This window comes from Marivita sp. (assembly GCF_022763305.1).
Classification (GTDB): domain Bacteria; phylum Pseudomonadota; class Alphaproteobacteria; order Rhodobacterales; family Rhodobacteraceae; genus Marivita.
The window spans coordinates 18,618-39,611 of sequence record NZ_JALEGT010000049.1 but is presented as its reverse complement, the minus strand read 5'-3'; the positions used below and the strand labels follow the sequence as shown (position 1 = coordinate 39,611).

Here is a 20,994-nt window from a genome sequence, read left to right as displayed (position 1 = left end):
TCAGTTGCGCGGCGGGCGCGACTTGTAGACCGGCAGGCTCCAGCCCAAGGCGATGGAGCCTGCCCGCAAGCCAAACGTGATCCCTGCGGCTGCCAGAACGGTCGGCGTCTGGCTTAGTCCTGCAAACGGGGCCAACGCCACCACAGCGGCACCAGCCACTGCGCAGGTGACGTAGAGTTCGCCCTGTTTGAGAACGAGCGGCACTTCGTTCGCCACCACATCGCGCATCAGCCCTCCGAGGCAGCCCGTGACGGTGCCCATGACCACGACGATCGCCGCGCTTTGCCCCAGAGTGGCGGCGATATTGGCGCCGGCCGCCACCGCAAAGGCCAGCGCCGCCGCGTCGAGCCACAGGATTGCCTTGTAGCGGCTTTCGAACAGGTGCGCGGTGAAGAACACCACGAAGGCGGCGAAGACAGCCACACCCAGATAGGTGGGGTCCGCCATCCAGAAGACAGGGTTCCGGTCGAGCAGAACATCACGGACCGTTCCGCCCCCGACGCCGGTCAGGATCGCAAGAAACGCAAAGCCGATGATGTCGAGCTGAGCACGGCTGGCCACCAGAGCACCGGTCAGGGCAAAGACCAGAACCGCCGCATGGTCGATCCACGCGATCAGGGTCACGCCGCGCCTTTTTTGAACGGCTTCATGCCCTCACGCGCCAGCTCATCGGCGCGTTCGTTTTCGGGATGGCCCGCATGGCCCTTGACCCATTCCCAGGTCACGTTGTGACGCTGTTGCGCCTCGTCCAGACGCTGCCAGAGTTCGACATTCTTGACCGGTTTCTTGTTCGCGGTCTTCCAGCCATTGCGTTTCCAGCCATGGATCCAACCCGTCACGCCGTTCTTCACATAGGCGCTGTCGGTCACAATGGTCAGCGAGGACGGACGCGCCAAGGTTTCCAGCGCATGGATGGCTGCCAGCAGTTCCATCCGGTTGTTGGTGGTGTTGGCCTCACCCCCCGACAGGGTGCGCTCCTTGACCACCGTCTCACCATCCTTGGCCAAGAGCAGGACACCCCAACCACCCGGTCCGGGGTTTCCGGAACAGGCTCCGTCGGTATAGGCGTAAAGGTCAGGCATGGGCAGTCACGGAGATCCAGTTTGCGTCCGTGCCGCTTAGCCCCTTGTCGCGGCCACGTCGATAGGGACCGACCGAAAACCCGGCGGTTTCCAGAAGTGCTGTCAGGTCGGGTTCGGTGTAATAGGTGTAATGCCGTCCAAGCGAATCCCGGCCTTCGCCCGTGCCTTCCTTAACCGCGATGTGAAACAGCCCACCCGGTTTCAACGCGCCGTGGATCGCCGCCAGATGTCTGGGCATGTCGGCGCGCGGGGCGTGAAGAAGGCTGAAATTGGCCCAGACCCCGTCATAGATCGCGGTGCCGCGGATGTCGTCGAAACTGGCCTGCCGTGCGGTAACGCCTTCGATAGCCGAGGCAAGGCCGATCATCTCGGCCGAGGCGTCCAGCGCGTCAACCGCACATCCCGCCCGCACCATGTGGCGCGCAGACGTGCCCGGCCCACATCCAAGATCAAGGACGCGCGCGCCTTTCGGCAACGCCGCAATGAAGGTGGCCAGAGTGTCACTTGGCGTGTTCGATGGCTCCAGCTTGGCATAATCACCGGCGCGGGAATCGTAGACGGCAATGGTTGCGCGGTCAGTCACAGGAACACCCCGACCGACAGGCACAGGACGACAAGGGTGGTGAGCAGGACACGCAGGTGCATCCACCATTTCGGCGCAAGGCCCCATGTCCAGAACGCATAGTCCAGCACCAGAAGCCCGAGAAACCCGAAGATCAGGTTGGTTCCGGCCGACACCGGCCCGCCACCCGTCATGAAGAACGCCCAGAGCGCCGGGATGACCGACAGCGCATAGCCCGTGGCGGCCTGCCCGCCCTCGGCTTTGGTCGCGAATCCCCAGAGCACGCCGGACATGAAGCTGAGGATCACCATTCCGTAGCTGAGTTGCACGTAAGGCCCGATAAAGCGCGGCCCAAGCGTGGACTGCCCCCAGATCGCCGCCCCCTCGGACAGCAGCGTCAGCGCACCCCATGCAAACGGGATCACACCGGCAAGGCCAAGGATCAGCGCGGAACGGGGAATTTGGGTCATGGCAGGTCCGTCGTCATGTTACGGGACGTGAAATAGCTCAGGCACGTTCCAGCGCCAACCGTCCCGCCAGTGCCGCAAACAGCGCGGCAAAGGACCGATTGAGCCAGCGCATCACCCGTTCGCTGCCCAGAAGCCATGTGCGTGCCGCCGCAGCAAAGACGCCGTAAAGGACGAAGACCGCAAACGTCATCAGCATGAAGATGCCGCCCATGACTGCCATTTCTGCTGTGGCCGTTGCCGGATTTCCCGTCAGGAACGGCGGCAGCAATGCGAGGAAGAAGATCGACAGTTTCGGGTTCAGAATGTTGATCAGCGCCCCACGTCGCGCGATGCGCAACCCGCTTTCGGCGCTCCGATCTGCCGACACGGCCAACGCGCCACCAGACTGCAACGACTGGTAGGCCAGCCAAAGCAGGTAGGCGACGCCCGCGAATTTCACCACGTTGAACAGAACTGCAGAGGTGTGCAGCACCGCCGCCAGCCCAAGTGTCGCTGCCAGAAGATGCGGCACAATCCCGAAAGTGCATCCCAGCGCCGCCCATATCGACGGCCAGCGCCCCTGCCCCAACCCGATGGCCAGCGTATAGATGACGCCGGTTCCGGGGGCGATGACGACGACAAAGGCCGTGAGAAGGAATTGCAGGGAAAGCATAGCGGGTCCTCGTTGGGTGTGCTGTGTTGACGCTATACATTTGTCCGACAATGATCTAGACGCGCGCTTTGGCCCGCTGGTGGGCCGACTTTCTGGAAAAAGACGACGCCCGTGAAAAAAGCCCTGCAAGACGCCCTAGATGCCCGTGGATATGACACGCTGACCCCGGTTCAGGAGGCGGTTCTCAATCCCGGCTATGTCGGTGCCGACCTTCTGGTCTCGGCCCAGACAGGATCGGGCAAGACCTTGGGCTTCGGCCTCGCGATTGCGCCGACCATCCTCGACGGAGAGGTGTTCGACGCCGCAGGTGCGCCGCTTGCGCTGGTGATCGCGCCGACGCGCGAACTGGCGATGCAGGTCAAGCGCGAACTCGCGTGGCTTTATGCGCAGGCCGGTGTCGTCATGGCCTCGACCGTGGGCGGCATGGACATGCGCGACGAACGCCGCGCGCTGGAGCGCGGTGCACATATCGTCGTGGCGACGCCCGGCCGTCTGCGCGACCACATCATGCGCGGCTCCATCGACCTGTCGCAGTGCCGCGCCGTGGTGCTGGACGAGGCCGACGAGATGCTCGACCTCGGCTTCCGTGAAGACCTCGAATTCATCCTCGGTGAATCGCCGGAAGATCGCCAAACGCTGATGTTTTCGGCCACCGTGCCGCCGCAGATCGCCAAGCTGGCGCAAAGTTATCAGCGTGACGCGATCCGCGTGGTCACGAAATCCGAAACCAGCCAGCACGCCGACATCGCCTACCGCGCGATGATGGTGAACGAGCGTGACACCGACAACGCCGTCATCAACACGCTGCGCTATTACGAGGCCCCCAACGCCATCGTCTTTGCCAACACCCGCGCGATGGTGAACCGTCTGACCACCCGCCTGTCGAACCGTGGGTTTCAGGTTGTGGCTTTGTCAGGTGAGCTGTCCCAGACCGAACGCACCCACGCGCTGCAGGCGATGCGCGACGGGCGTGCGCAGGTCTGCGTAGCGACCGACGTGGCGGCGCGGGGTATCGACCTGCCGAACCTCGATCTCGTGGTCCATGCCGAATTGCCCTCGAACCACGAAACCCTGCTGCACCGCTCCGGCCGGACCGGCCGCGCCGGGCGCAAGGGTGTGTCTGCCCTGATCGTCACACCCAAGGTGCGCAAGAAAGCCGAGCGCATTCTGGGTATGGCCAAGCTGAAATCGGAATGGGGTTCTGCGCCCTCTGCCGACGAAGTGCTGGCGCGCGACGAGGACCGCATGTTCGCCGATCCCGCCTGGGACACGCCGGTGGCCGAATCCGAGGAAGCGGTGGTTTCGCGTCTGGTGTCTGAAAAGACCCCGGAACAGATCGCTGTCGCCTATCTGCGCATGTTCCGCGAACAGCACACCGCGCCCGAGGACCTGTCTGATCCGAACGAAAAGCGCGCCCCGCGCGAGGAATTCGGCCCGAGCGTCTGGTTCGCCGTATCCGGTGGCCGCGCCGCCGAAGCAGAACCGCGCCGCATCCTGCCGATGATCTGCGGGGCCGGTGATCTGAGCAAGGAGGATGTCGGCGCGATCCGCATCCAGCAGGATCATTCGCTTGTGCAGATCAAGGAAGCCTCGGTGGCCCGGTTCCTCAATGCCATCGGTCCCGAGATGGAGTTGGAAAAGGGCGTAACCCTGACCCGTCTGGATCAGGCCCCCAACTTTGAGCGCGGCGCGCGCCCGACTGCTCCACGTGGACCGAAACCCGACCGCAAGCCGCGCGAGGATGGCCCGAAGCCAGAGCGCAAACCCGCTCGCGACACCGCTCTGGACGAGACGAGTGCCTCGCGCCCGAAGGAAGAGCCTGCAGTCAGGATCGAGGCGCCTGCGAAACCGGCGCCTGCGTCGTCCGCGCCCATCGACTGGAACGATGAGCCGACCCCACGTGTGCGCAAGCCGAAACCGGCGGATCGCAAAGGCGGTAAGCCTGCGGGCAAAGGAGCGGGTGGACCAGCGAAGGATCGCAAACCCTATAAAGAGAAGTCCGATGGGCCTTCCCGTGACCGCAAGCCCTATGGTGAAAGATCCGATGGCGACCGTGCCCCGCGCCGCTCGGACAGTGGATTTGCGGCCAAGCCCTACAAGCCCAAGGACAAACCGAAAGGCCCGCCCCCGCCCGAAGGCAAGCCCAACAGCAAGAAAAACATCGCTCGCGCGGCCGCCCGTGCCGGAGCCAGCGATCCGTCACAAAGCATGCGCAAGCCGCGTGCCGGAGCAGGAAAGCCGGGAGGCAAGCCTGCGGGCAAGTTCGGAGGCAAGCCCGGCGGGAAACCTGCGGGGAAGTTTGGTGGCAAGCCGGGTGGTAAGAAATAAGCGGTGCGTGTGAACACGCACCTTACCGCGCCCCACAACCCAACGGGTGCGTGCCTGCACGTACCGTTACGCGGGAACCCGCAGCACGCGCGGCACCTTGAACTCCACGTTCTCGACCGCCGTTTCGACCATCTCGACCGTCACATCGTAGCGATCCCGGAACGCGTCGATCACTTCGTTGATCAGCTCTTCCGGCGCACTGGCTCCGGCGGTGATGCCGACGCTGGCAATCCCTTCGAGCGCCCGCCAGTCGATGTCGGGCGCACGTTGGACCAGCTGCGAATAGGCGCAGCCCGCCTTGCTGCCAACTTCGACCAAGCGCTTTGAGTTGGACGAATTGGGCGCACCGACCACCAGCATGGCGTCGCATTTCGGGGCCATCGCCTTGACCGCTTCCTGACGGTTGGTCGTGGCATAGCAAATGTCTTCCTTGTGCGGGCCGACGATCTTGGGAAACCGCGCCTGAAGGGCCGCGACGATGTCGATCGTGTCATCGACGCTAAGGGTTGTCTGTGTGACAAAGGCCAGACGCTCGGGATCGCGCACCTGAACGGTGGCCACATCCTCGACCGTTTCCACCAACAGCACTTCGCCTTCGGGCAGTTGCCCCATGGTGCCAACGGTCTCGGGGTGGCCTTCGTGGCCAATCATGATCATCTGGAGACCGTTCTCGTGATGCCGGGCCGCCTCGATATGAACCTTGCTCACCAGGGGGCAGGTCGCATCGACATAGATCATATCGCGCTTGGCCGCTTCGGCGGGCACGGCCTTGGGCACGCCATGGGCCGAAAAGATCACCGGACGGTCATCGGGGCATTCGTGAAGTTCCTCGACAAACACCGCCCCTTTGTTGCGCAACCCGTCGACCACGTATTTGTTGTGCACGATCTCGTGCCGTACATAGACCGGCGCACCCCATTTCTCGAGCGCCATCTCGACGATCTTGATGGCACGGTCCACGCCGGCGCAGAACCCACGCGGCGCAGCAAGATAGAGGGTCAGGGGCGGTTTGGTCATGTTTGTCTCCGTCATGCTCCAGACCTAAAGCCTCGGCGCGTCCGTTTCCAGTGGAATGCTCCTCTCACCCACCTGTGAATTGACCTTCCTGCGCGGGAAGCCGTTGATTGTCGGAGCGTTGATCAGGGAATCCATATGAAAAAGACCGTCATGACTGGATTAGTGCTTGTGGCGATCGTGGCCGGGTTTGCCGCAACCCGTCCTGCCTGGACGGAAGATACCGCACGCCCCACCCTGCCCTACACCGACGCCACCCGCGTCGCGGAGGGCAAAGCGCTCTATGCCGAGTACTGCGCGATCTGCCATGGGGCGAACCTCGAAGGGCAGCAACCCAACTGGCAGGATCGCGATGCCGACGGGTATTTGCCAGCACCGCCGCATGACGCAACCGGACATACGTGGCACCACGACAACGCGCTGCTGATGCGGATCGTGCGCGAAGGTACCGAAGCCATCGTTGGCGGCTCCTACAAGTCGCACATGATCGGGTTCGGCGATGTCCTGAGCGATGACGAAATCGCCAGCGTCCTCGGTTACATCAAAAGCACCTGGCCCGCCGAGATTCGGGAAATCCACAACGAGATCAACGCACGCACCCTGCCCTGAGACAGCGTACGGCTGCCAAATGGTAGGCAACCACTTTTGCCGCTTGCAACCGAACAAGGTTGGAGTCATGGCGGCGGGATGCACCTGATCCAATATCTTCGCGAGAACGCGCCCTTTCTGACGGCAGGTGCCATGCTCACCTTCCTGTCATCCTTCGGCCAGACATACTTCATCTCGCTCTTTGCCGGAGAGATCCGACTGGCCTTCGACCTGAGCCACGGGGCCTGGGGCGGCATCTACATGATCGGGACAATGGCTTCGGCGGCGGTGATGGTCTGGGCCGGTGGCCTGACCGATCTTTTCCGCGTGCGCCTTCTCGGACCGGTCGTGCTGATCGGACTTGCACTGGCATGCCTTGCCATGGCCTTCAACCCGTGGGTCTGGGCGTTGCCGGTGATCATATTCGCGCTGCGATTGTTCGGGCAGGGCATGTGTTCGCATATCGCGGTTGTCGCCATGGCGCGCTGGTTTGTGGCCACACGCGGTCGCGCCCTGTCGATTGCGACCCTTGGCTTTGCGGTGGGCGAATCGCTGGTCCCCATGGCGGTCGTCGCGGCGATGACAGTGTTTGCCTGGCAAAACCTCTGGATTTTGGGAGCACTGATCTGCATCGGCGCAGTTCCCATCCTTGGGAAGCTGTTGGCACAGGAACGCACGCCGGCCTCGCATGCTGAAACCGATGTGTCGCTGGGCATGTCCGGACGGCACTGGAGGCGGCTCGAAGTCCTGAAGCATCCGCTGTTCTGGTGCATGGTCCCTGCGGTTCTGGGACCTGCCGCCTTCAACACCGCGTTCTTCTTTCACCAGGTCCATGTGGCCAATGTGAAAGGGCTCGAACATCTTGTCTTCGTCAGCTTCTTCCCGCTCTACACCGCCATCGGCATCACCTCGATGATCGTGTCGGGCTGGGCGCTGGACCGGCTTGGTACCGCGCGGCTGACACCCTTCTACCAATTGCCGATGGTGGTCGCATTCCTGCTGTTTTCCGTCAGCGAAAGCCCAGCAACGCTTGCGCTTGGCTTTGCCTTTCTCGGGATCACGTCAGGGGCCAATTCAACCCTGCCCAACGCCTTCTGGGCGGAATTCTACGGCACCGCCCATATCGGGGCGATCAAGTCGATGGCGACGGCCGTGATGGTTCTTGGGTCCGCCATCGGCCCCGGGATCACGGGGTTGCTCATCGACCTTGGCGTCGGCATCGAGACTCAGTTCATCGGCGTGGCCGGGTATTTCTGCGCGACGACCCTGCTCATGATCCTCGGCATCACCCGCGCCGCCCGCGATCTGCCTTTGGCGCGTGTCAGTTCCGAGGTCAGAACGCCGCAGCCGTAACCAGAGCCACGACGATATAGCGGACGGTCTTGGCGATGCCGACCAGCAGGAAGAACAGCCAGACATTGGTGCGCATCACCCCGGCGACGATGGTCAGCGCATCACCCAGCGGAGCCCAGCTGAGCAGGAGCGTCCACACGCCCCATTTCAGATACCAGTCGCGCGCCTTTTCGAGCTGTGCTTCGGAAACCGGAAACCATCGGCGCCCGCGATACCGTTCCAGAACCCGGCCCAATGCATAGTTGAGCCCGGACCCAAGGATATTGCCCACGCTGGCAAAGATAACGATCCACTCGATCGCAATGTCGCCGCGCAGTTGCAGCGCGACGAACACGATCTCGGACTGGAACGGAAGGATTGTTGCCGCCCCGAATGCCACGATGAACAGACTGCCTAACGCAAGCAGGTCACTCCACATGGGGCATCCGGGCTCGGATCAAGGATCAGTCCTGCTCAACCGCAACAGGCTGACGCTCGGGCATCGGATCGCGCGGCGGTCGGCCAATCACGTCCCGCAGTTCATCGAGTTCAATGAAGTTGTCCGCCTGGCGCCGCAGTTCATCCGCGATCATGGGCGGCTGGCTGCGGATCGTGGATACGACCGACACGCGCACGCCCTTGCGTTGCAGGCTTTCGATCAGCGGACGGAAATCGCCATCGCCCGAGAAGAGCACGATGTGATCGACATGGTCGGCCAGTTCCATGGCATCGACCGTCAGTTCGATATCCATGTTGCCCTTGACCTTCCGGCGACCCTGGCTGTCGGTATATTCCTTGGCCGGTTTCGTGCGCATGTTGAAACCGTTGTAATGCAGCCAATCCACCAACGGACGGATCGGCGAATACTCGTCATTTTCCAGCAGCGCCGTGTAGTAGAAGGCGCGAAGAAGCTTTCCCCGCCGCACAAACTCCTGACGCAGCAACTTGTAGTCGATGTCGAAACCAAGCGACTTCGCGGCCGCGTAGAGATTTGAGCCATCAATGAACAGCGCCAAACGCTCGTCTTTGTAGAACATGAATTGAGCCTTTCGAAATAAAGACGCGACAGAGCCGACAATCGGGAGTGGTGGGTCCGATGGCCGTATGGCCAAGTCGCGTCCGGTGATTTAATGGTTTGACATAACATCGCAAGGTGAGATTTCCGGCCACTCTCGCACATATGACAAATTTATGAACGATTTTTTCGTCGCTTTGGGCGCCAATTTAGCATCCGGCAAATCTTCGCCCAGTGATACGCTGAAAGCCGCCATCGCTGATTTGCGCCAAGAAAACATGGAGATTCAGGCCGTCAGCGCGTTTTATGCCACGCCCTGTTTCCCTGCCGGATCAGGCCCGGACTACGTAAACGCGGCCCTCCATCTTAAGTCTGACCTCTCGTCCAAAGATATGCTCGCTTACCTTCATGGACTCGAGCAAAAATACGGTCGAAAGCGCGTTGAACGCTGGGGCATGCGGACATTGGACCTGGATCTTCTCGCATGCGGCGACTCGGTGCTGCCGGATCTCGCCACGTTCGAGCATTGGCGCACGCTTCCGGCAACCGAGCAACGGCAGACCGCGCCGACCGATCTGATCCTTCCGCATCCCCGTCTTCAGGACCGTGCATTTGTTCTTGTGCCATTGCGGGAAATTGCGGCAGAATGGCGTCATCCGGTCCTGAATATGACCGTGTCGGAACTGTGTTCCGCGCTCGCGCCAGAGGCTCTGGCCGAGATTGTTGTGCTTGACTCCTGATATTGACTTGTATTCGCGGGATCAGAGCGATATCTATCAACCTCTCAAAGGCTGCCCGATGAATTGGAGTTCCCATGGCCCGCGTCACGGTTGAAGATTGCGTTGACAAAGTCCCAAATCGTTTCGAGCTTGTGATGCTCGCGGCACACCGTGCTCGTGAAGTGTCGGCAGGCGCTGCGATCACGGTCGATCGCGACAACGACAAGAATCCGGTTGTTGCGCTCCGTGAGATTGCGGACGAAACTCAATCGGCCGACGAGCTTCGCGAGCGTCTGATCGAATCGAACCAGACACAGATCGAAGTCGACGAGCCGGAAGAAGACGCAATGGCGCTGCTGATGGGTGCTGAACCCGACAAGCCCGCCGACGACGATCTTTCCGAGGAAAAACTGCTCCGTGCGCTGATGGAGGCGCAGGGTCAGGGCTAAGGCCCGCCGCGATGCGGGCCGCATGAGAATGAGGCGCCGATGATCGCGGCCGACGACCTTGTTGCGCTGGTGCGCATCTACAATCCAAGAACGAACGAAGCGCTCATTCGTGCGGCCTATGAGTATGGCCGCGAAATGCACGAGGGTCAGTTCCGCCATTCGGGTGAGCCATATTTCTCTCACCCGGTGGCAGTTGCCGCGATCCTGACGGAACAGCAGCTCGACGATGCCACGATCATCACCGCGCTGCTGCACGACACCATCGAAGACACGAAGTCGACCTACTCCGAGGTCGCCACCCGCTTCGGCAACGAAGTGGCAATGCTGGTCGATGGCGTGACCAAGCTGACCAACCTGCAGCTTTCCAGCTCGGAAACCAAGCAGGCCGAGAATTTCCGCAAGCTGTTCATGGCGATGTCCAAGGACCTGCGCGTCATCCTGGTGAAACTCGCCGACCGTCTGCACAACATGCGCACGATCAAGGCGATGAAGCCGGAAAAACAGATCCAGAAATCGCGCGAAACCATGGACATCTATGCGCCTCTTGCGGGCCGCATGGGGATGCAATGGATGCGCGAAGAGCTTGAGGATCTGGCATTCCGCGTCCTGAACCCAGAAGGCCGCGCCAGCATTATCCGCCGCTTCATCACGTTGCAGAAGGAAACCGGTGACGTGATCCACCGCATCACCGGCGACATGCGGCATGAGCTTGAGAAAGCCGGGATCGACGCCGAAGTGTTCGGGCGCGCCAAGAAACCCTATTCGATCTGGCGCAAGATGCAGGAGAAGGAGATCGGGTTTTCCCGTCTTTCGGACATCTACGGGTTCCGGATCATCACCCGCTCCAAGGCGGATTGCTACGCCACCCTGGGCGTGATTCATCAGCGCTGGCGCGCCATTCCGGGCCGTTTCAAGGACTATATCAGCGAACCGAAATCGAACGGCTATCGCTCGATTCACACCACTGTGTCCGGTCGCGACGGCAAACGCGTCGAAGTGCAGATCCGCACGCGTCAGATGCACGATGTGGCTGAAACAGGCGTTGCCGCGCACTGGTCCTATCGTGACGGTGTCCGCAGCGAAAACCCCTTTGCCGTTGACCCGGCAAAATGGGTGGCCTCCCTGACCGAACAGTTTGTCGGCGAGGACGATCACGAAGATTTCCTCGAGGCTGTGAAGCTCGAGATGTATCCCGACCAAGTGTTCTGCTTCACGCCCAAAGGGGATGTGGTCAAACTGCCGCGCGGGGCAACGCCGCTCGATTTCGCCTATTCGATCCATACGCGCATCGGTGCGGGATGTGTCGGGGCCAAGGTAGACGGTATCCGCGTGCCGCTTTGGACACGCCTCAAGAACGGACAGTCCGTCGAAATCGTCACAGCCGAGGGACAGAGCCCGCAGGCCACGTGGCTTGACATCGCGACCACGGGCAAGGCCAAGTCCGCGATCCGCCGCGCGCTTCGCGAGGCCGGGCGCGAACGGTTTGCCCAGCTTGGGCGCGAACTCGCGCGCTCTGCCTTCGAGAATGTCGGCAAGAAAGCCAGCGACAAGGCGCTTGAAATGGCCGCGCGCAACCTGCGTATTCCCGACGCTCAAGACCTGTTGGCGCGGCTCGGCAGCGCGGAACTGTCCGCGCGCGAGGTCGTGGCGGCGGTCTATCCCGATCTTGCACCCGAACCGTCGGATTTCATCGAGATGCAGAGCGCCGTCATCGGTCTCGACAAGGGTCAGGCATTTGACCGAGCGCCCTGCTGCCAGCCGCTCCCGGGCGAACGGATCGTGGGCATCGTCCAGCGTGGAAAAGGGGTCGTCGTTCATTCGATCGACTGTGGTGCCCTCGCCGCTCACGAGGATCACCCGTCGCGATGGCTTGACCTGCATTGGGCGGATGGGAACCACCCGCCTGTCTATTCGGTTTCCCTTGAACTGACGATCGGCAACGATGCGGGCGTCCTGGGACGGATTTGCACATTGATCGGCGAAAAAAAGGCCAATATCTCGGACCTGATTTTTGTGGATCGAAAACCGGACTTTTACAAACTGCTCCTAGACATCGACCTCAGTGATGCAAATCACCTTCATGCGGTCCTGTCTGCGCTCGAAGCGGAAAGTGATGTGGCGTCCGTGGTTCGGCGGCGGGATCCTGCATTGTCGACACAACCGGCTGCGGCCGAATAGGAAGATCGAAGGGACGCGACTTGGTATTCAAACGGCGGGACAGGCGGTCTTTCCTGACCACCCTCCGTGAGGCGCTTTGGCCGCGGGGCGGCTGGACACGCGCCGCACGGTATGTCCAGCACCGTCTGCATCGCCTGCCCGACCCCCCGGAACGGATCGCGCGCGGCATCTTTGCCGGCGTCCTGACCACGTTCACCCCCTTCTACGGGCTCCATTTCATCACGGCGGCGATCATCGCCTGGGTCATGCGCGGCAACATCCTGGCGGCCCTGTTGTCCACCTTCTTCGGCAATCCTCTGACCTATGTGCCGATCAGCGTGGCCTCTCTTCAAACTGGCTACTGGCTCTTGGGACTGGGCGAAATCCGCCATGCCCATGGCAGCATCGGCTACAAGTTCGCCAAGGCCGGAGAAGACCTCTGGCGCAATTTCATGGCGATCTTCACCGACGCAACCGCCAATTGGGAAGGCCTGCGCATCTTCTACGATGAGGTGTTCTTTCCCTGGCTGATCGGTGGGATTCTCCCCGGCATCATCTGCGGGCTGATTTGCTATTATCTTTCGGTGCCGCTGATCCGCGCCTATCAGAACCGCCGGAAGGGCGCTTTGAAGGCCAAACTGGCGTCTTTGAAGAAAAAGAAGAAACAGGCTGACGACGGTCAGGCGGCAGACTAGGTTCTGCCTCAACGATGGAGGCGAGAATGACTGACTATGCAGGCCGCTTGCGGCTCGGCGTGAATATCGACCACGTGGCCACCTTGCGAAATGCACGCGGAGGAGCGATCCCTGACCCCGTGCGCGCCGCGCAACTGGCCGAAAAGGCCGGGGCAGACGGTATCACTGCGCATCTGCGCGAAGACCGCCGCCATATCATCGACAGCGATATCGACCGTCTTATGGGAACCTTGCAGGTGCCGCTGAACTTCGAGATGGCCGCCACGGAGGAAATGCAGAAGATCGCTCTGCGCCACAAACCGCACGCGGTCTGCATCGTTCCCGAAAAGCGCGAGGAACGCACCACCGAAGGCGGGCTTGAGGTCGCGCGCGAGGAAAACAAGCTGGCTGGCTTCATTGCCCCCCTCCGCGAGGCTGGCTGCCGCGTGTCGATCTTCATCGGCGCCGATGAACGTCAGATCGCCGCCGCCCACCGCATCGGGGCACAGGTCATAGAACTGCACACCGGCGCCTATTGCGATGCTCATGCCGAGGGCGACTTCGAAACCCGCGACCGCGAGCTGGAGATGATGCGCGAGATGTCGGCCTATGCGCATTCGCTTGGACTCGAGGTGCATGCGGGTCACGGGCTGAACTACGAAACCGTCACCCCGGTTGCCGCCTTCCCAGAGGTGGTCGAGCTCAACATCGGGCATTTCCTGATCGGAGAATCGGTGTTCCTTGGTCTTGAAGCAGCCATCGCGGAAATGCGGCGGCTGATGGATGCCGCGCGAGCCTGACGAAGCAGCATGAACCGCCCGCTGCTGACCTTCCTCGCGATTCTGATTGCCGGGCTGTCGATCCTTGTTCTGGAAACGGCGCGTGCCGGTGTGACGTTTACGGACCGCTATGTTGGGCCTACGCCAGTGACAACGCTGGCACGGGACGGGGCGAATGGCCCGAACGTTGTGATTGCGCACGGATTCGCCGGGTCACGCGAAATGATGCAGGGCTATGGCCTGACCCTCGCGCAGGCGGGTTACCGCGTCCACATGTTCGACTTCGAAGGACATGGAGCGCATCCCGATCCGATGTCAGGCGACGTGACCCGGATCGAAGGCACAACCCGCCTCTTGATGGATCAGACCCTCGCGATCATCGAAGACGTGAACGATGGCAGGCCCGTGGCCTTGCTGGGCCACTCCATGGCGACGGATGTGCTGATCCGCGTGGCGCTCGAAGTTGAAACGGGGCCGATTGTCCTGCTTTCGGCATTCTCACAGGCCGTCACGGCCGAACAACCGCAAGACATGTTGCTGATCGCGGGCCAGTGGGAGCCGCATCTGCGGGATTTTGGTGTCGACGCCGTGCAGATGGTGGACCCCGACGCAGAGGAAGGCGAGACCGTGGTCGCGGGCGATGTGATCCGCGCCGCGATCATCGCCCCGTGGACCGAACATGTCGCCATCCTGCAATCGCGCGCGGGTCGCAAAGCCGCGCTGGACTGGCTGAACCGCGCCTATGACCGCGATCAGACCGTGAGCGTCCTTCCCACGGGGTGGGCGTTCCTTGCGATCATGGCAGCCATCACCCTCTTTGCCGGCGCCTTGGCCCGTCTTGTCGTCCCAGAGGCCCCTTTGCCGCCCAGCCATCAACCCGGCGTCCTGCGTTTTATGGGCACATTGATCCTGCCCGCCATTCTGACACCGTTCATTGCGCTGCCGCTCGATTTCGGCGTGCTGCCCGTGCTGGTGGCCGATTACCTTGCCATTCATCTGGGTGTCTTCGGGCTCCTCAGCCTGATCATGCAGCGCTGGCTGTGGGGGCGGATGGCCTTTGGCTGGCCCGGGGCCGAGCCGTTCTTCATCGCGCTCCTGGTTCTGCTGGCCTGGGGGATCGGCGTCTTTGGCTTTGCGCTCGACCGTTATGGCGCGAACTTCTTTCCGAATGCGGAACGTTTGCCGATCATTGCCGCACTTCTCTTGGGTGCGATCCCTTTCATGGTCGCAGATGCACAACTGGTGTGGCAGGCATCACTCTGGCGGCGCATCGCGGCGCGCGTGGCACTTTTGGTGTCCTTGGGCATCGCAGTTGCGCTTGATCTGGAAGGACTGTTCTTCTTGCTGATCATTGCGCCGGTGATCCTTCTGTTTTTCTTCGTTCACGGCGCAATGGGCCGCGCCTTCGGCAAACGCGCAGGGCCATTGCTGGCCGGGATAGCATTGGGGATCATCCTCGCATGGGCCTTGGGCGTCAGCTTCCCGATGTTTGCAGCAACCGGAGCAGGCACGTGATCATCGGCATCGGCACAGATCTGGCCAATATCGAGCGCATCGCCGCCACGCTGGAGAGGTTCGGCGACCGCTTCCGCAACCGCGTTTTCACCGAGACAGAACAGCGCAAGGCCGAACGACGCCGCGACGTCGCAGGAACTTATGCCAAACGCTGGGCCGCCAAGGAAGCGTGTTCCAAGGCGCTTGGCACGGGTCTGCGCATGGGGATCGCGTGGAAGGACATGTCGGTGCGCAATCTCCATACCGGACAACCGGTGATGGAAGTGACAGGCTGGGCCAAGCAACGGCTTGACGACCTGACACCGCCGGGCCACGAAGCGATCATCCATGTCACCCTGACCGACGATCACCCCTGGGCGCAGGCCACCGTGCTGATCGAGGCGCGGCCCAAGTAACAGGCGCTTGGCTTGACACCCGCGCCGCCCCCGCTCATGTAGCGCGGGACACCCGAGCAGAAGGCAGGAACATGGCGTCTGAACCCAAGAAAAGCGGCGGCATCGTCGAAACGGTCAAAACCATCGTTTACGCTCTCTTGATCGCAGGGGTCTTCCGGACCTTGTTCTTTCAGCCCTTCTGGATCCCCTCCGGCTCCATGAAGGATACGTTGCTGATCGGGGATTTCCTCTTCGTCAACAAGATGTCCTACGGCTATTCCTATGCGTCTTGCCCATCGCTCTACATGCCGAATTTCGGGATCGACATCGACGCCAAGGACTTGTGCGGTTGGGCCGATGGAGACAACAGCCGCCTGTTCGGCTCCGAACCCGAACGCGGCGATGTCGCGGTGTTCCGCCACCCCGTTACCGGGCGCGACTTCATCAAGCGAGTGATCGGTCTTCCGGGCGACAAGATTCAGATGATCCGTGGCGTGCTGCACATCAACGGCACCGCGGTTGAACTGGCCCAGCTTCCGGATTTCGAAGAAACCGCTGCGCCACAGGGTCCGCAAGGCCTGCGCCCGCGCTGCGCGAACGGACCGGTCGGCACGGGTGGCACTTGCATCAAGGAAAAATTTGCGGAAACCCTGCCGAACGGTCGGACACATGGGATCCTGAACATCGGCACACAAGGCTCGGACAACACCCCGGTCTACACCGTGCCCGAAGGCCATTACTTCATGATGGGCGACAACCGTGACAATTCCTCGGACAGCCGCGTGCCCAGCGTTGCCGGTGGCGTTGGCTTCGTGCCGTTCGAGAACCTGATCGGGAAAGCCAACCGCGTGATGTTCTCGTCCGCCGGATCGTCCATGCTGTTCTTCTGGACATGGCGCGGCGACCGCTTTTTCGAGAAGATCGAGTAGTGAAACTTTCGGCGGATCTTCAGACGCTGTCGACACGATTGGGGCATCGGTTTGAACGTCCCGAATTGCTGGTGCGCGCTGTAACCCATTCGTCGCGAGCCGGTGTGAACCGCGAAGACAACCAGAGGCTCGAATTCCTTGGCGACCGGGTGCTTGGTCTGGTGATGGCCGAGGCTTTGCTGGCCGAAGACAAGGCCGCCTCCGAAGGGCAGCTCGCCCCCCGCTTCAACGCGCTGGTGCGCAAGGAAACCTGCGCCGACGTCGCCCGCCAGATCGACCTTGGAGACTCGCTCAAACTCGGTCGGTCCGAGATGATGTCGGGTGGCCGGCGTAAGCAGGCGCTCTTGGGCGATGCGATGGAGGCGGTGATCGCGGCCGTCTATCTTGATGCCGGGTTCGATGCGGCCAAGGCAATGGTCCTGCGCCTCTGGGGCAACAGGATCGGATCCGTCAAAGACGATGCACGCGATGCCAAGACCGCCTTGCAGGAATGGGCGCAGGCCCGCGCGATGCCACCGCCCAGCTATGTCGAACTGTCCCGCGAAGGCCCGGATCACGCCCCGGTCTTCGTGATCGAAGTGCGCCTGGAAGACGGTCAGACCGCCAGCGCGAAGGCCGGCTCCAAACGGCAGGCGGAGCAGGCGGCAGCCAAGACGCTGCTGGCTGCGGTCGAAAAGAGCCCGTCTTGAGCGACAATCTTCGAGGCAGCCTCTTCATGGTTCTGGCCATGCTCGGTTTTGCCATCGAGGACGCGTTCTTCAAGGCAGCAACGGGTACGGGCGATGTCTCTCCGGGCGTCGGAACAATGCTCTTCGGACTTTTCGGAACGGGCTTCTTTCTCCTCTACGCGCTGTGGCGCCGCGAACCGCTCTACAGCCACGCCTATATCGAAGGTCCGCTGCTGATCCGCTCGGCCTTCGAGATCCTTGGTCGTCTGTTCTTTGCCCTCAGCCTTGCCTTCGTACCGCTCTCCACAACATCCGCCATCCTGCAAGCCGCCCCGCTGGTGGTCACCCTTGGCGCGGTGATTGTTCTCAAGGAAAAAGTCGGACTCCGCCGCTGGATTGCGATGGCTGTCGGCTTTTTCGGGGTTCTGCTGATCCTGCGCCCCACCCCATCAGGGTTTGATGCAACCGTCATTTTTGCCGTTCTGGGCATGATCGGCTTTGCCGGTCGTGACCTCATGACCCGCGCCAGCCCACCGGAAGTGTCAGCAACTCAGCTTGGTGTCCTGGGGTTCTTGATGGTCTTCATCGCAGGGGTCGTCATAACTCTGTTCGAAAGCGCGCCGCTCTCTGCCCCAAGCCTGCCTGCGCTGACGATGCTCATGGGCACCGGGTTCGCCGGGCTGATCGGCTACAGCGCCCTGACCAAAGCCATGCGCACCGGCGAAGTCTCTGTCGTGGCCCCGTTCCGCTACTCCCGTCTCTTGATCGCTCTGGTCTTTGCCTATCTGATCTTCGGGGAACGTCCCGACGCGCTCACGCTGGTGGGGGCCACCTTGATTGTCGGCAGCGGCGTCTACACCTTGGTGCGCAGCGGGCGCAAAGACAGGGCTGGCTCTGCCCCGCGATCTGGCGTATGACGCCGGACTTCTAAGGATGGATGCACCTATGACCACGCGCGCCGGTTTCGTCGCTTTGATCGGAGAGCCCAATGCGGGCAAATCCACGCTGACCAATCAGATGGTCGGCGCAAAAGTGTCGATCGTGACCCACAAGGTCCAGACCACCCGCGCGCGCATCCGCGGCGTTGCCATCGAAGGCGATGCGCAGATCGTTCTGGTGGACACCCCCGGCCTCTTCAAACCGCGCCGTCGTCTCGACCGCGCCATGGTCGCCGCCGCGTGGAGTGGTGCGTCGGACGCCGATATCGTCGTGCTGCTGATCGAAGCGCATCGTGGGATTACCGAAGGGGTCGAGGCGATCCTCGAAAACCTTGCCGAAGTGGTGGGCAAGCGGCCCGTGGCACTAGCCATCAACAAGATCGACCGCGTCGAAGCCCAGCATCTGCTGAAGCTGTCGCAGGACATGAACGAGAAGTTCGCCTTTACCGAAACCTTCATGATCTCGGCGGAACGCGGACATGGCGTCAAAGACCTGCGCAAATGGCTGGCGGCGACGCTTCCGGAAAGCCCGTGGCTCTATCCCGAAGACCAGATCGCCGACCTGCCCCTGCGCATGATCGCAGCCGAGATGACGCGCGAAAAGCTGACGCTTCGCCTGCATCAGGAATTGCCCTACCAGCTCACCGTCGAGACAGAACATTGGGAAGAGCGCAAGGATGGATCGGCGCGGATCGACCAGGTGATCTACGTGGTCCGCGACGGGCACAAAGGTATCGTTCTTGGCAACAAGGGCGAAACCATCAAGGCCATCAGCAAGGCCGCCCGCGAAGAACTCGAAGAATTCCTTGGTCGCCGCATTCACCTTTTCATGCAGGTGAAGGTCCGTGAGAAATGGCTCGACGAAGCCGAACGCTATTCCGAGATGGGTCTCGATTTCAAGGACGGCAATGCCTGAAGCCCGGCTGGCAAGTGGCCTCTGGACGCATGCCTATCTGCGCCGCCTTGCGCTGGCCGACATCCCCGCCTTCGTCACCGCGCATGGTGACGACACGGCAGGCGCTGTTCTGGTCAAGCTCAACACGCTTGACGGACAAGCGAAGGCCTTTGTGCGCCAATACGACCTGATGACAGGCGCGCGGACGTGGCAGGTGCTGGCCGACGGGCCCGAGGCGGAAGTCGACGCCAGCATCGCCAAGCAGCGCAGCTTTGACAGCGATCTCTGGGTGATCGAGGTCGAAGACCGCGCCGGGCGGCATCTTCTGGATGAAGACGGGCTGTCGGGCTAGTTTCAGCTCATGGATTGGCGCGACACAGGCATTCTTCTCAGCGCGCGACGACATGGCGAAAGCGCGATGATCATCGACGTGTTCACCCCGGAACGCGGGCGCCATTCGGGTGTCGTGCGCGGTGGGGCCTCGCGCAAGATCGCGCCCATCCTCCAACCCGGCGCGCAGCTTGATCTTGTCTGGCGCGCCCGGCTTGAGGACCATCTCGGCAGTTTTACCGTCGAACTCCAACGCTCGCGTGCGGCAATCGCTATGCAGAACCGAGCCACGCTGGCCGGGATGAACGCAACGCTGGCGATTCTGGCGTTTGTCCTGCCCGAACGTGAACCGCATCCCGGTCTCTACACCCACACGCAGAACCTGCTCGATCTTCTGGATCAAACCGACCTCTGGCCCTTGGCTTACCTGCGGTGGGAAACCGCGCTGCTGGACGATCTGGGCTATGGTTTAGACCTGAGCTGTTGCGCCGTGACGGGGGCCACCGAGGGGCTGATCTACGTGTCCCCAAAATCCGGCCGCGCCGTTTCCGCCCAAGGTGCAGGCGTCTGGGCCGACCGGCTTTTGCCCCTGCCCGACGCCCTGCGCGAGGATGGCGCGACGGACAATGCCGACATCGCTGAGGCTTTGGGGCTGACAGGTTACTTCCTCGAACACAAAATGGCGGCAGGACAGGTGGGCAAGCCGCTGCCCGAGGCACGGGCGCGCTATCTGGACCTGTTGCGCCGCACCGCATCCACCACCGAATAGCCGCCCGACCCGACGCAGCCCGCGACAGGCGAAGTTTGGAAAACCACCAAACCGCGTCTTTTCAGTCTCAACGGGGCACGATAGGTAAGGGGCATGAAGATGACGGTGCCAAATATCCTGACGGTCCTGCGCCTCTTGGCGGCGCCGGGGGTGGCTCTCATGTTCCTTTATTTCTCGCGCCCCGCGGCCGACTGGTTCGCTTTGGTCCTGTTCGTGACCGCCGCCATCACCGACTGGTTCGACGGCTATCTTGCCCGCGCCTGGAAACAGGAAAGCAAGCTGGGCGCGATGCTTGATCCGATTGCGGACAAGGCGATGGTGGTGATCGCGCTGATGGTCATCGTGGGGTATTCCTCGATGTCGCCCTGGCTGGTCCTTCCCGCGACCTTCATCCTGTTTCGCGAGGTCTTTGTCTCCGGCCTGCGCGAGTTTCTGGGCGACACGGCCGGTACGCTCAAGGTCACGCCGCTGGCCAAGTGGAAAACCACGCTGCAGATGATCGCAATCGCCATCCTGTTTGCCCAAGGTGTGTTCGAACACTACCTTGGCATGTCCGCCATGGGCATGAGCCCGGAGATCTTTCAGGGCGTGATGATGGGCGAAATCGAAGACCTGCATGGGCTGTGGTGGAAACATGCCGGCATGGTCTGGGCCGGCAACGCGGGCATTGTGCTGCTGTGGGTCGCGGCCTTTCTGACGCTGGTCACAGGCTGGGACTATTTCCGCAAGGCCGTGCCCTTCTTGAAGGATTGATC

Annotated in this window: 25 protein-coding genes; 17 read left to right on the top strand and 8 right to left on the bottom strand. The window is 61.9% G+C overall.

What is annotated here, in order from left to right:
* From MRY75_RS09015 to MRY75_RS08995, 5 genes are read right to left on the bottom strand one after another with little or no spacing between them, the layout of a single operon-like run.
* Positions 1-624 carry a trimeric intracellular cation channel family protein gene (locus MRY75_RS09015; RefSeq protein WP_292307108.1) on the bottom strand — a complete coding sequence of 208 codons (624 nt, stop codon included), beginning with the start codon at positions 622-624 and terminating at the stop codon, positions 1-3.
* The gene (gene rnhA, locus MRY75_RS09010; RefSeq protein WP_292307107.1) at positions 621-1,082 is read right to left on the bottom strand and encodes a ribonuclease HI; all 462 of its coding nucleotides are present in this window, start codon (positions 1,080-1,082) and stop codon (positions 621-623) included. The genes MRY75_RS09015 and rnhA overlap by 4 nt, the downstream gene beginning before the upstream one ends.
* The gene (locus MRY75_RS09005) at positions 1,075-1,665 is read right to left on the bottom strand and encodes a class I SAM-dependent methyltransferase (RefSeq protein WP_292307106.1); all 591 of its coding nucleotides are present in this window, start codon (positions 1,663-1,665) and stop codon (positions 1,075-1,077) included. Before MRY75_RS09005 ends, rnhA begins: the two co-directional genes overlap by 8 nt.
* The gene (locus MRY75_RS09000) at positions 1,662-2,114 is read right to left on the bottom strand and encodes a DUF3429 domain-containing protein (protein ID WP_292307104.1); all 453 of its coding nucleotides are present in this window, start codon (positions 2,112-2,114) and stop codon (positions 1,662-1,664) included. Before MRY75_RS09000 ends, MRY75_RS09005 begins: the two co-directional genes overlap by 4 nt.
* Positions 2,115-2,151: 37 nt before the next feature.
* Positions 2,152-2,766, bottom strand: a complete 615-nt coding sequence (locus MRY75_RS08995) for a LysE family translocator (RefSeq protein WP_292307102.1) — start codon at positions 2,764-2,766, stop codon at positions 2,152-2,154.
* A gap of 111 nt (positions 2,767-2,877) precedes the next feature.
* Between MRY75_RS08995 and MRY75_RS08990 the strand changes: the two genes are divergently transcribed.
* On the top strand, positions 2,878-5,094 hold the full coding sequence (locus tag MRY75_RS08990) for a DEAD/DEAH box helicase (protein ID WP_292307100.1): 2,217 nt from the start codon (positions 2,878-2,880) through the stop codon (positions 5,092-5,094).
* Between the two features lie 66 nt (positions 5,095-5,160).
* Here the strand turns inward: MRY75_RS08990 and ispH are convergent, their stop codons facing one another.
* The gene (gene ispH, locus MRY75_RS08985) at positions 5,161-6,111 is read right to left on the bottom strand and encodes a 4-hydroxy-3-methylbut-2-enyl diphosphate reductase (protein WP_292307098.1); all 951 of its coding nucleotides are present in this window, start codon (positions 6,109-6,111) and stop codon (positions 5,161-5,163) included.
* A 150-nt stretch (positions 6,112-6,261) separates the two neighbouring features.
* On the opposite strand from ispH, the gene MRY75_RS08980 reads away from it, so the two are divergent.
* Both MRY75_RS08980 and MRY75_RS08975 read left to right on the top strand, forming a co-directional pair.
* Positions 6,262-6,717, top strand: a complete 456-nt coding sequence (locus MRY75_RS08980; RefSeq protein WP_292307096.1) for a c-type cytochrome — start codon at positions 6,262-6,264, stop codon at positions 6,715-6,717.
* 78 nt (positions 6,718-6,795) lie between these two features.
* Positions 6,796-8,049, top strand: coding sequence for an MFS transporter (locus MRY75_RS08975; RefSeq protein ID WP_292307095.1), 1,254 nt, complete (start codon positions 6,796-6,798; stop codon positions 8,047-8,049).
* Here the strand turns inward: MRY75_RS08975 and MRY75_RS08970 are convergent.
* Together MRY75_RS08970 and MRY75_RS08965 are read right to left on the bottom strand one after the other, a co-directional pair.
* A complete protein-coding gene (locus MRY75_RS08970) occupies positions 8,030-8,467 on the bottom strand; it encodes a YqaA family protein (RefSeq protein WP_292307093.1) in 438 nt (145 codons plus the stop codon). The two genes, MRY75_RS08975 and MRY75_RS08970, sit on opposite strands and share 20 nt — an antisense overlap.
* Positions 8,468-8,492: 25 nt before the next feature.
* Positions 8,493-9,065: an NYN domain-containing protein gene (locus tag MRY75_RS08965; protein ID WP_292307091.1), complete on the bottom strand. Its 573-nt coding sequence runs from the start codon at positions 9,063-9,065 to the stop codon at positions 8,493-8,495.
* A gap of 154 nt (positions 9,066-9,219) precedes the next feature.
* Between MRY75_RS08965 and folK the strand changes: the two genes are divergently transcribed.
* The 14 genes from folK (at position 9,220) to pgsA (ending at position 20,992) form a co-directional block, all read left to right on the top strand.
* A complete protein-coding gene (folK, locus tag MRY75_RS08960) occupies positions 9,220-9,783 on the top strand; it encodes a 2-amino-4-hydroxy-6-hydroxymethyldihydropteridine diphosphokinase (protein WP_292307089.1) in 564 nt (187 codons plus the stop codon).
* Between the two features lie 74 nt (positions 9,784-9,857).
* Complete coding sequence (gene rpoZ / locus MRY75_RS08955; RefSeq protein ID WP_292307087.1) at positions 9,858-10,211, top strand: DNA-directed RNA polymerase subunit omega; 354 nt, start codon at positions 9,858-9,860, stop codon at positions 10,209-10,211.
* Positions 10,212-10,250: 39 nt separating this feature from the next.
* Positions 10,251-12,389: a bifunctional (p)ppGpp synthetase/guanosine-3',5'-bis(diphosphate) 3'-pyrophosphohydrolase gene (locus MRY75_RS08950; RefSeq protein ID WP_292307085.1), complete on the top strand. Its 2,139-nt coding sequence runs from the start codon at positions 10,251-10,253 to the stop codon at positions 12,387-12,389.
* Between the two features lie 20 nt (positions 12,390-12,409).
* Positions 12,410-13,063 (top strand): DUF2062 domain-containing protein, encoded by a 654-nt coding sequence (locus MRY75_RS08945; protein WP_292307084.1) that lies wholly within the window; start codon positions 12,410-12,412, stop codon positions 13,061-13,063.
* A 26-nt stretch (positions 13,064-13,089) separates the two neighbouring features.
* A complete protein-coding gene (locus MRY75_RS08940; protein WP_292307082.1) occupies positions 13,090-13,842 on the top strand; it encodes a pyridoxine 5'-phosphate synthase in 753 nt (250 codons plus the stop codon).
* A gap of 9 nt (positions 13,843-13,851) precedes the next feature.
* Positions 13,852-15,336: an alpha/beta fold hydrolase gene (locus MRY75_RS08935; protein WP_292307081.1), complete on the top strand. Its 1,485-nt coding sequence runs from the start codon at positions 13,852-13,854 to the stop codon at positions 15,334-15,336.
* Positions 15,333-15,731: a holo-ACP synthase gene (gene acpS, locus MRY75_RS08930; RefSeq protein ID WP_292307079.1), complete on the top strand. Its 399-nt coding sequence runs from the start codon at positions 15,333-15,335 to the stop codon at positions 15,729-15,731. Before MRY75_RS08935 ends, acpS begins: the two co-directional genes overlap by 4 nt.
* A gap of 71 nt (positions 15,732-15,802) precedes the next feature.
* Positions 15,803-16,639: a signal peptidase I gene (gene lepB, locus MRY75_RS08925; protein WP_292307077.1), complete on the top strand. Its 837-nt coding sequence runs from the start codon at positions 15,803-15,805 to the stop codon at positions 16,637-16,639.
* Positions 16,639-17,328: a ribonuclease III gene (gene rnc / locus MRY75_RS08920; RefSeq protein WP_292307076.1), complete on the top strand. Its 690-nt coding sequence runs from the start codon at positions 16,639-16,641 to the stop codon at positions 17,326-17,328. Before lepB ends, rnc begins: the two co-directional genes overlap by 1 nt.
* A complete protein-coding gene (locus MRY75_RS08915; protein WP_292307073.1) occupies positions 17,325-18,224 on the top strand; it encodes a DMT family transporter in 900 nt (299 codons plus the stop codon). Before rnc ends, MRY75_RS08915 begins: the two co-directional genes overlap by 4 nt.
* Before the next feature lie 28 nt (positions 18,225-18,252).
* On the top strand, positions 18,253-19,161 hold the full coding sequence (era, locus tag MRY75_RS08910) for a GTPase Era (protein WP_292307071.1): 909 nt from the start codon (positions 18,253-18,255) through the stop codon (positions 19,159-19,161).
* A complete protein-coding gene (locus MRY75_RS08905) occupies positions 19,154-19,492 on the top strand; it encodes a DUF1491 family protein (RefSeq protein WP_292307069.1) in 339 nt (112 codons plus the stop codon). Before era ends, MRY75_RS08905 begins: the two co-directional genes overlap by 8 nt.
* Before the next feature lie 9 nt (positions 19,493-19,501).
* Complete coding sequence (recO, locus tag MRY75_RS08900; protein ID WP_292307067.1) at positions 19,502-20,239, top strand: DNA repair protein RecO; 738 nt, start codon at positions 19,502-19,504, stop codon at positions 20,237-20,239.
* Between the two features lie 93 nt (positions 20,240-20,332).
* A complete protein-coding gene (gene pgsA / locus MRY75_RS08895) occupies positions 20,333-20,992 on the top strand; it encodes a CDP-diacylglycerol--glycerol-3-phosphate 3-phosphatidyltransferase (protein WP_292307066.1) in 660 nt (219 codons plus the stop codon).
* Positions 20,993-20,994 lie beyond the last annotated feature (2 nt).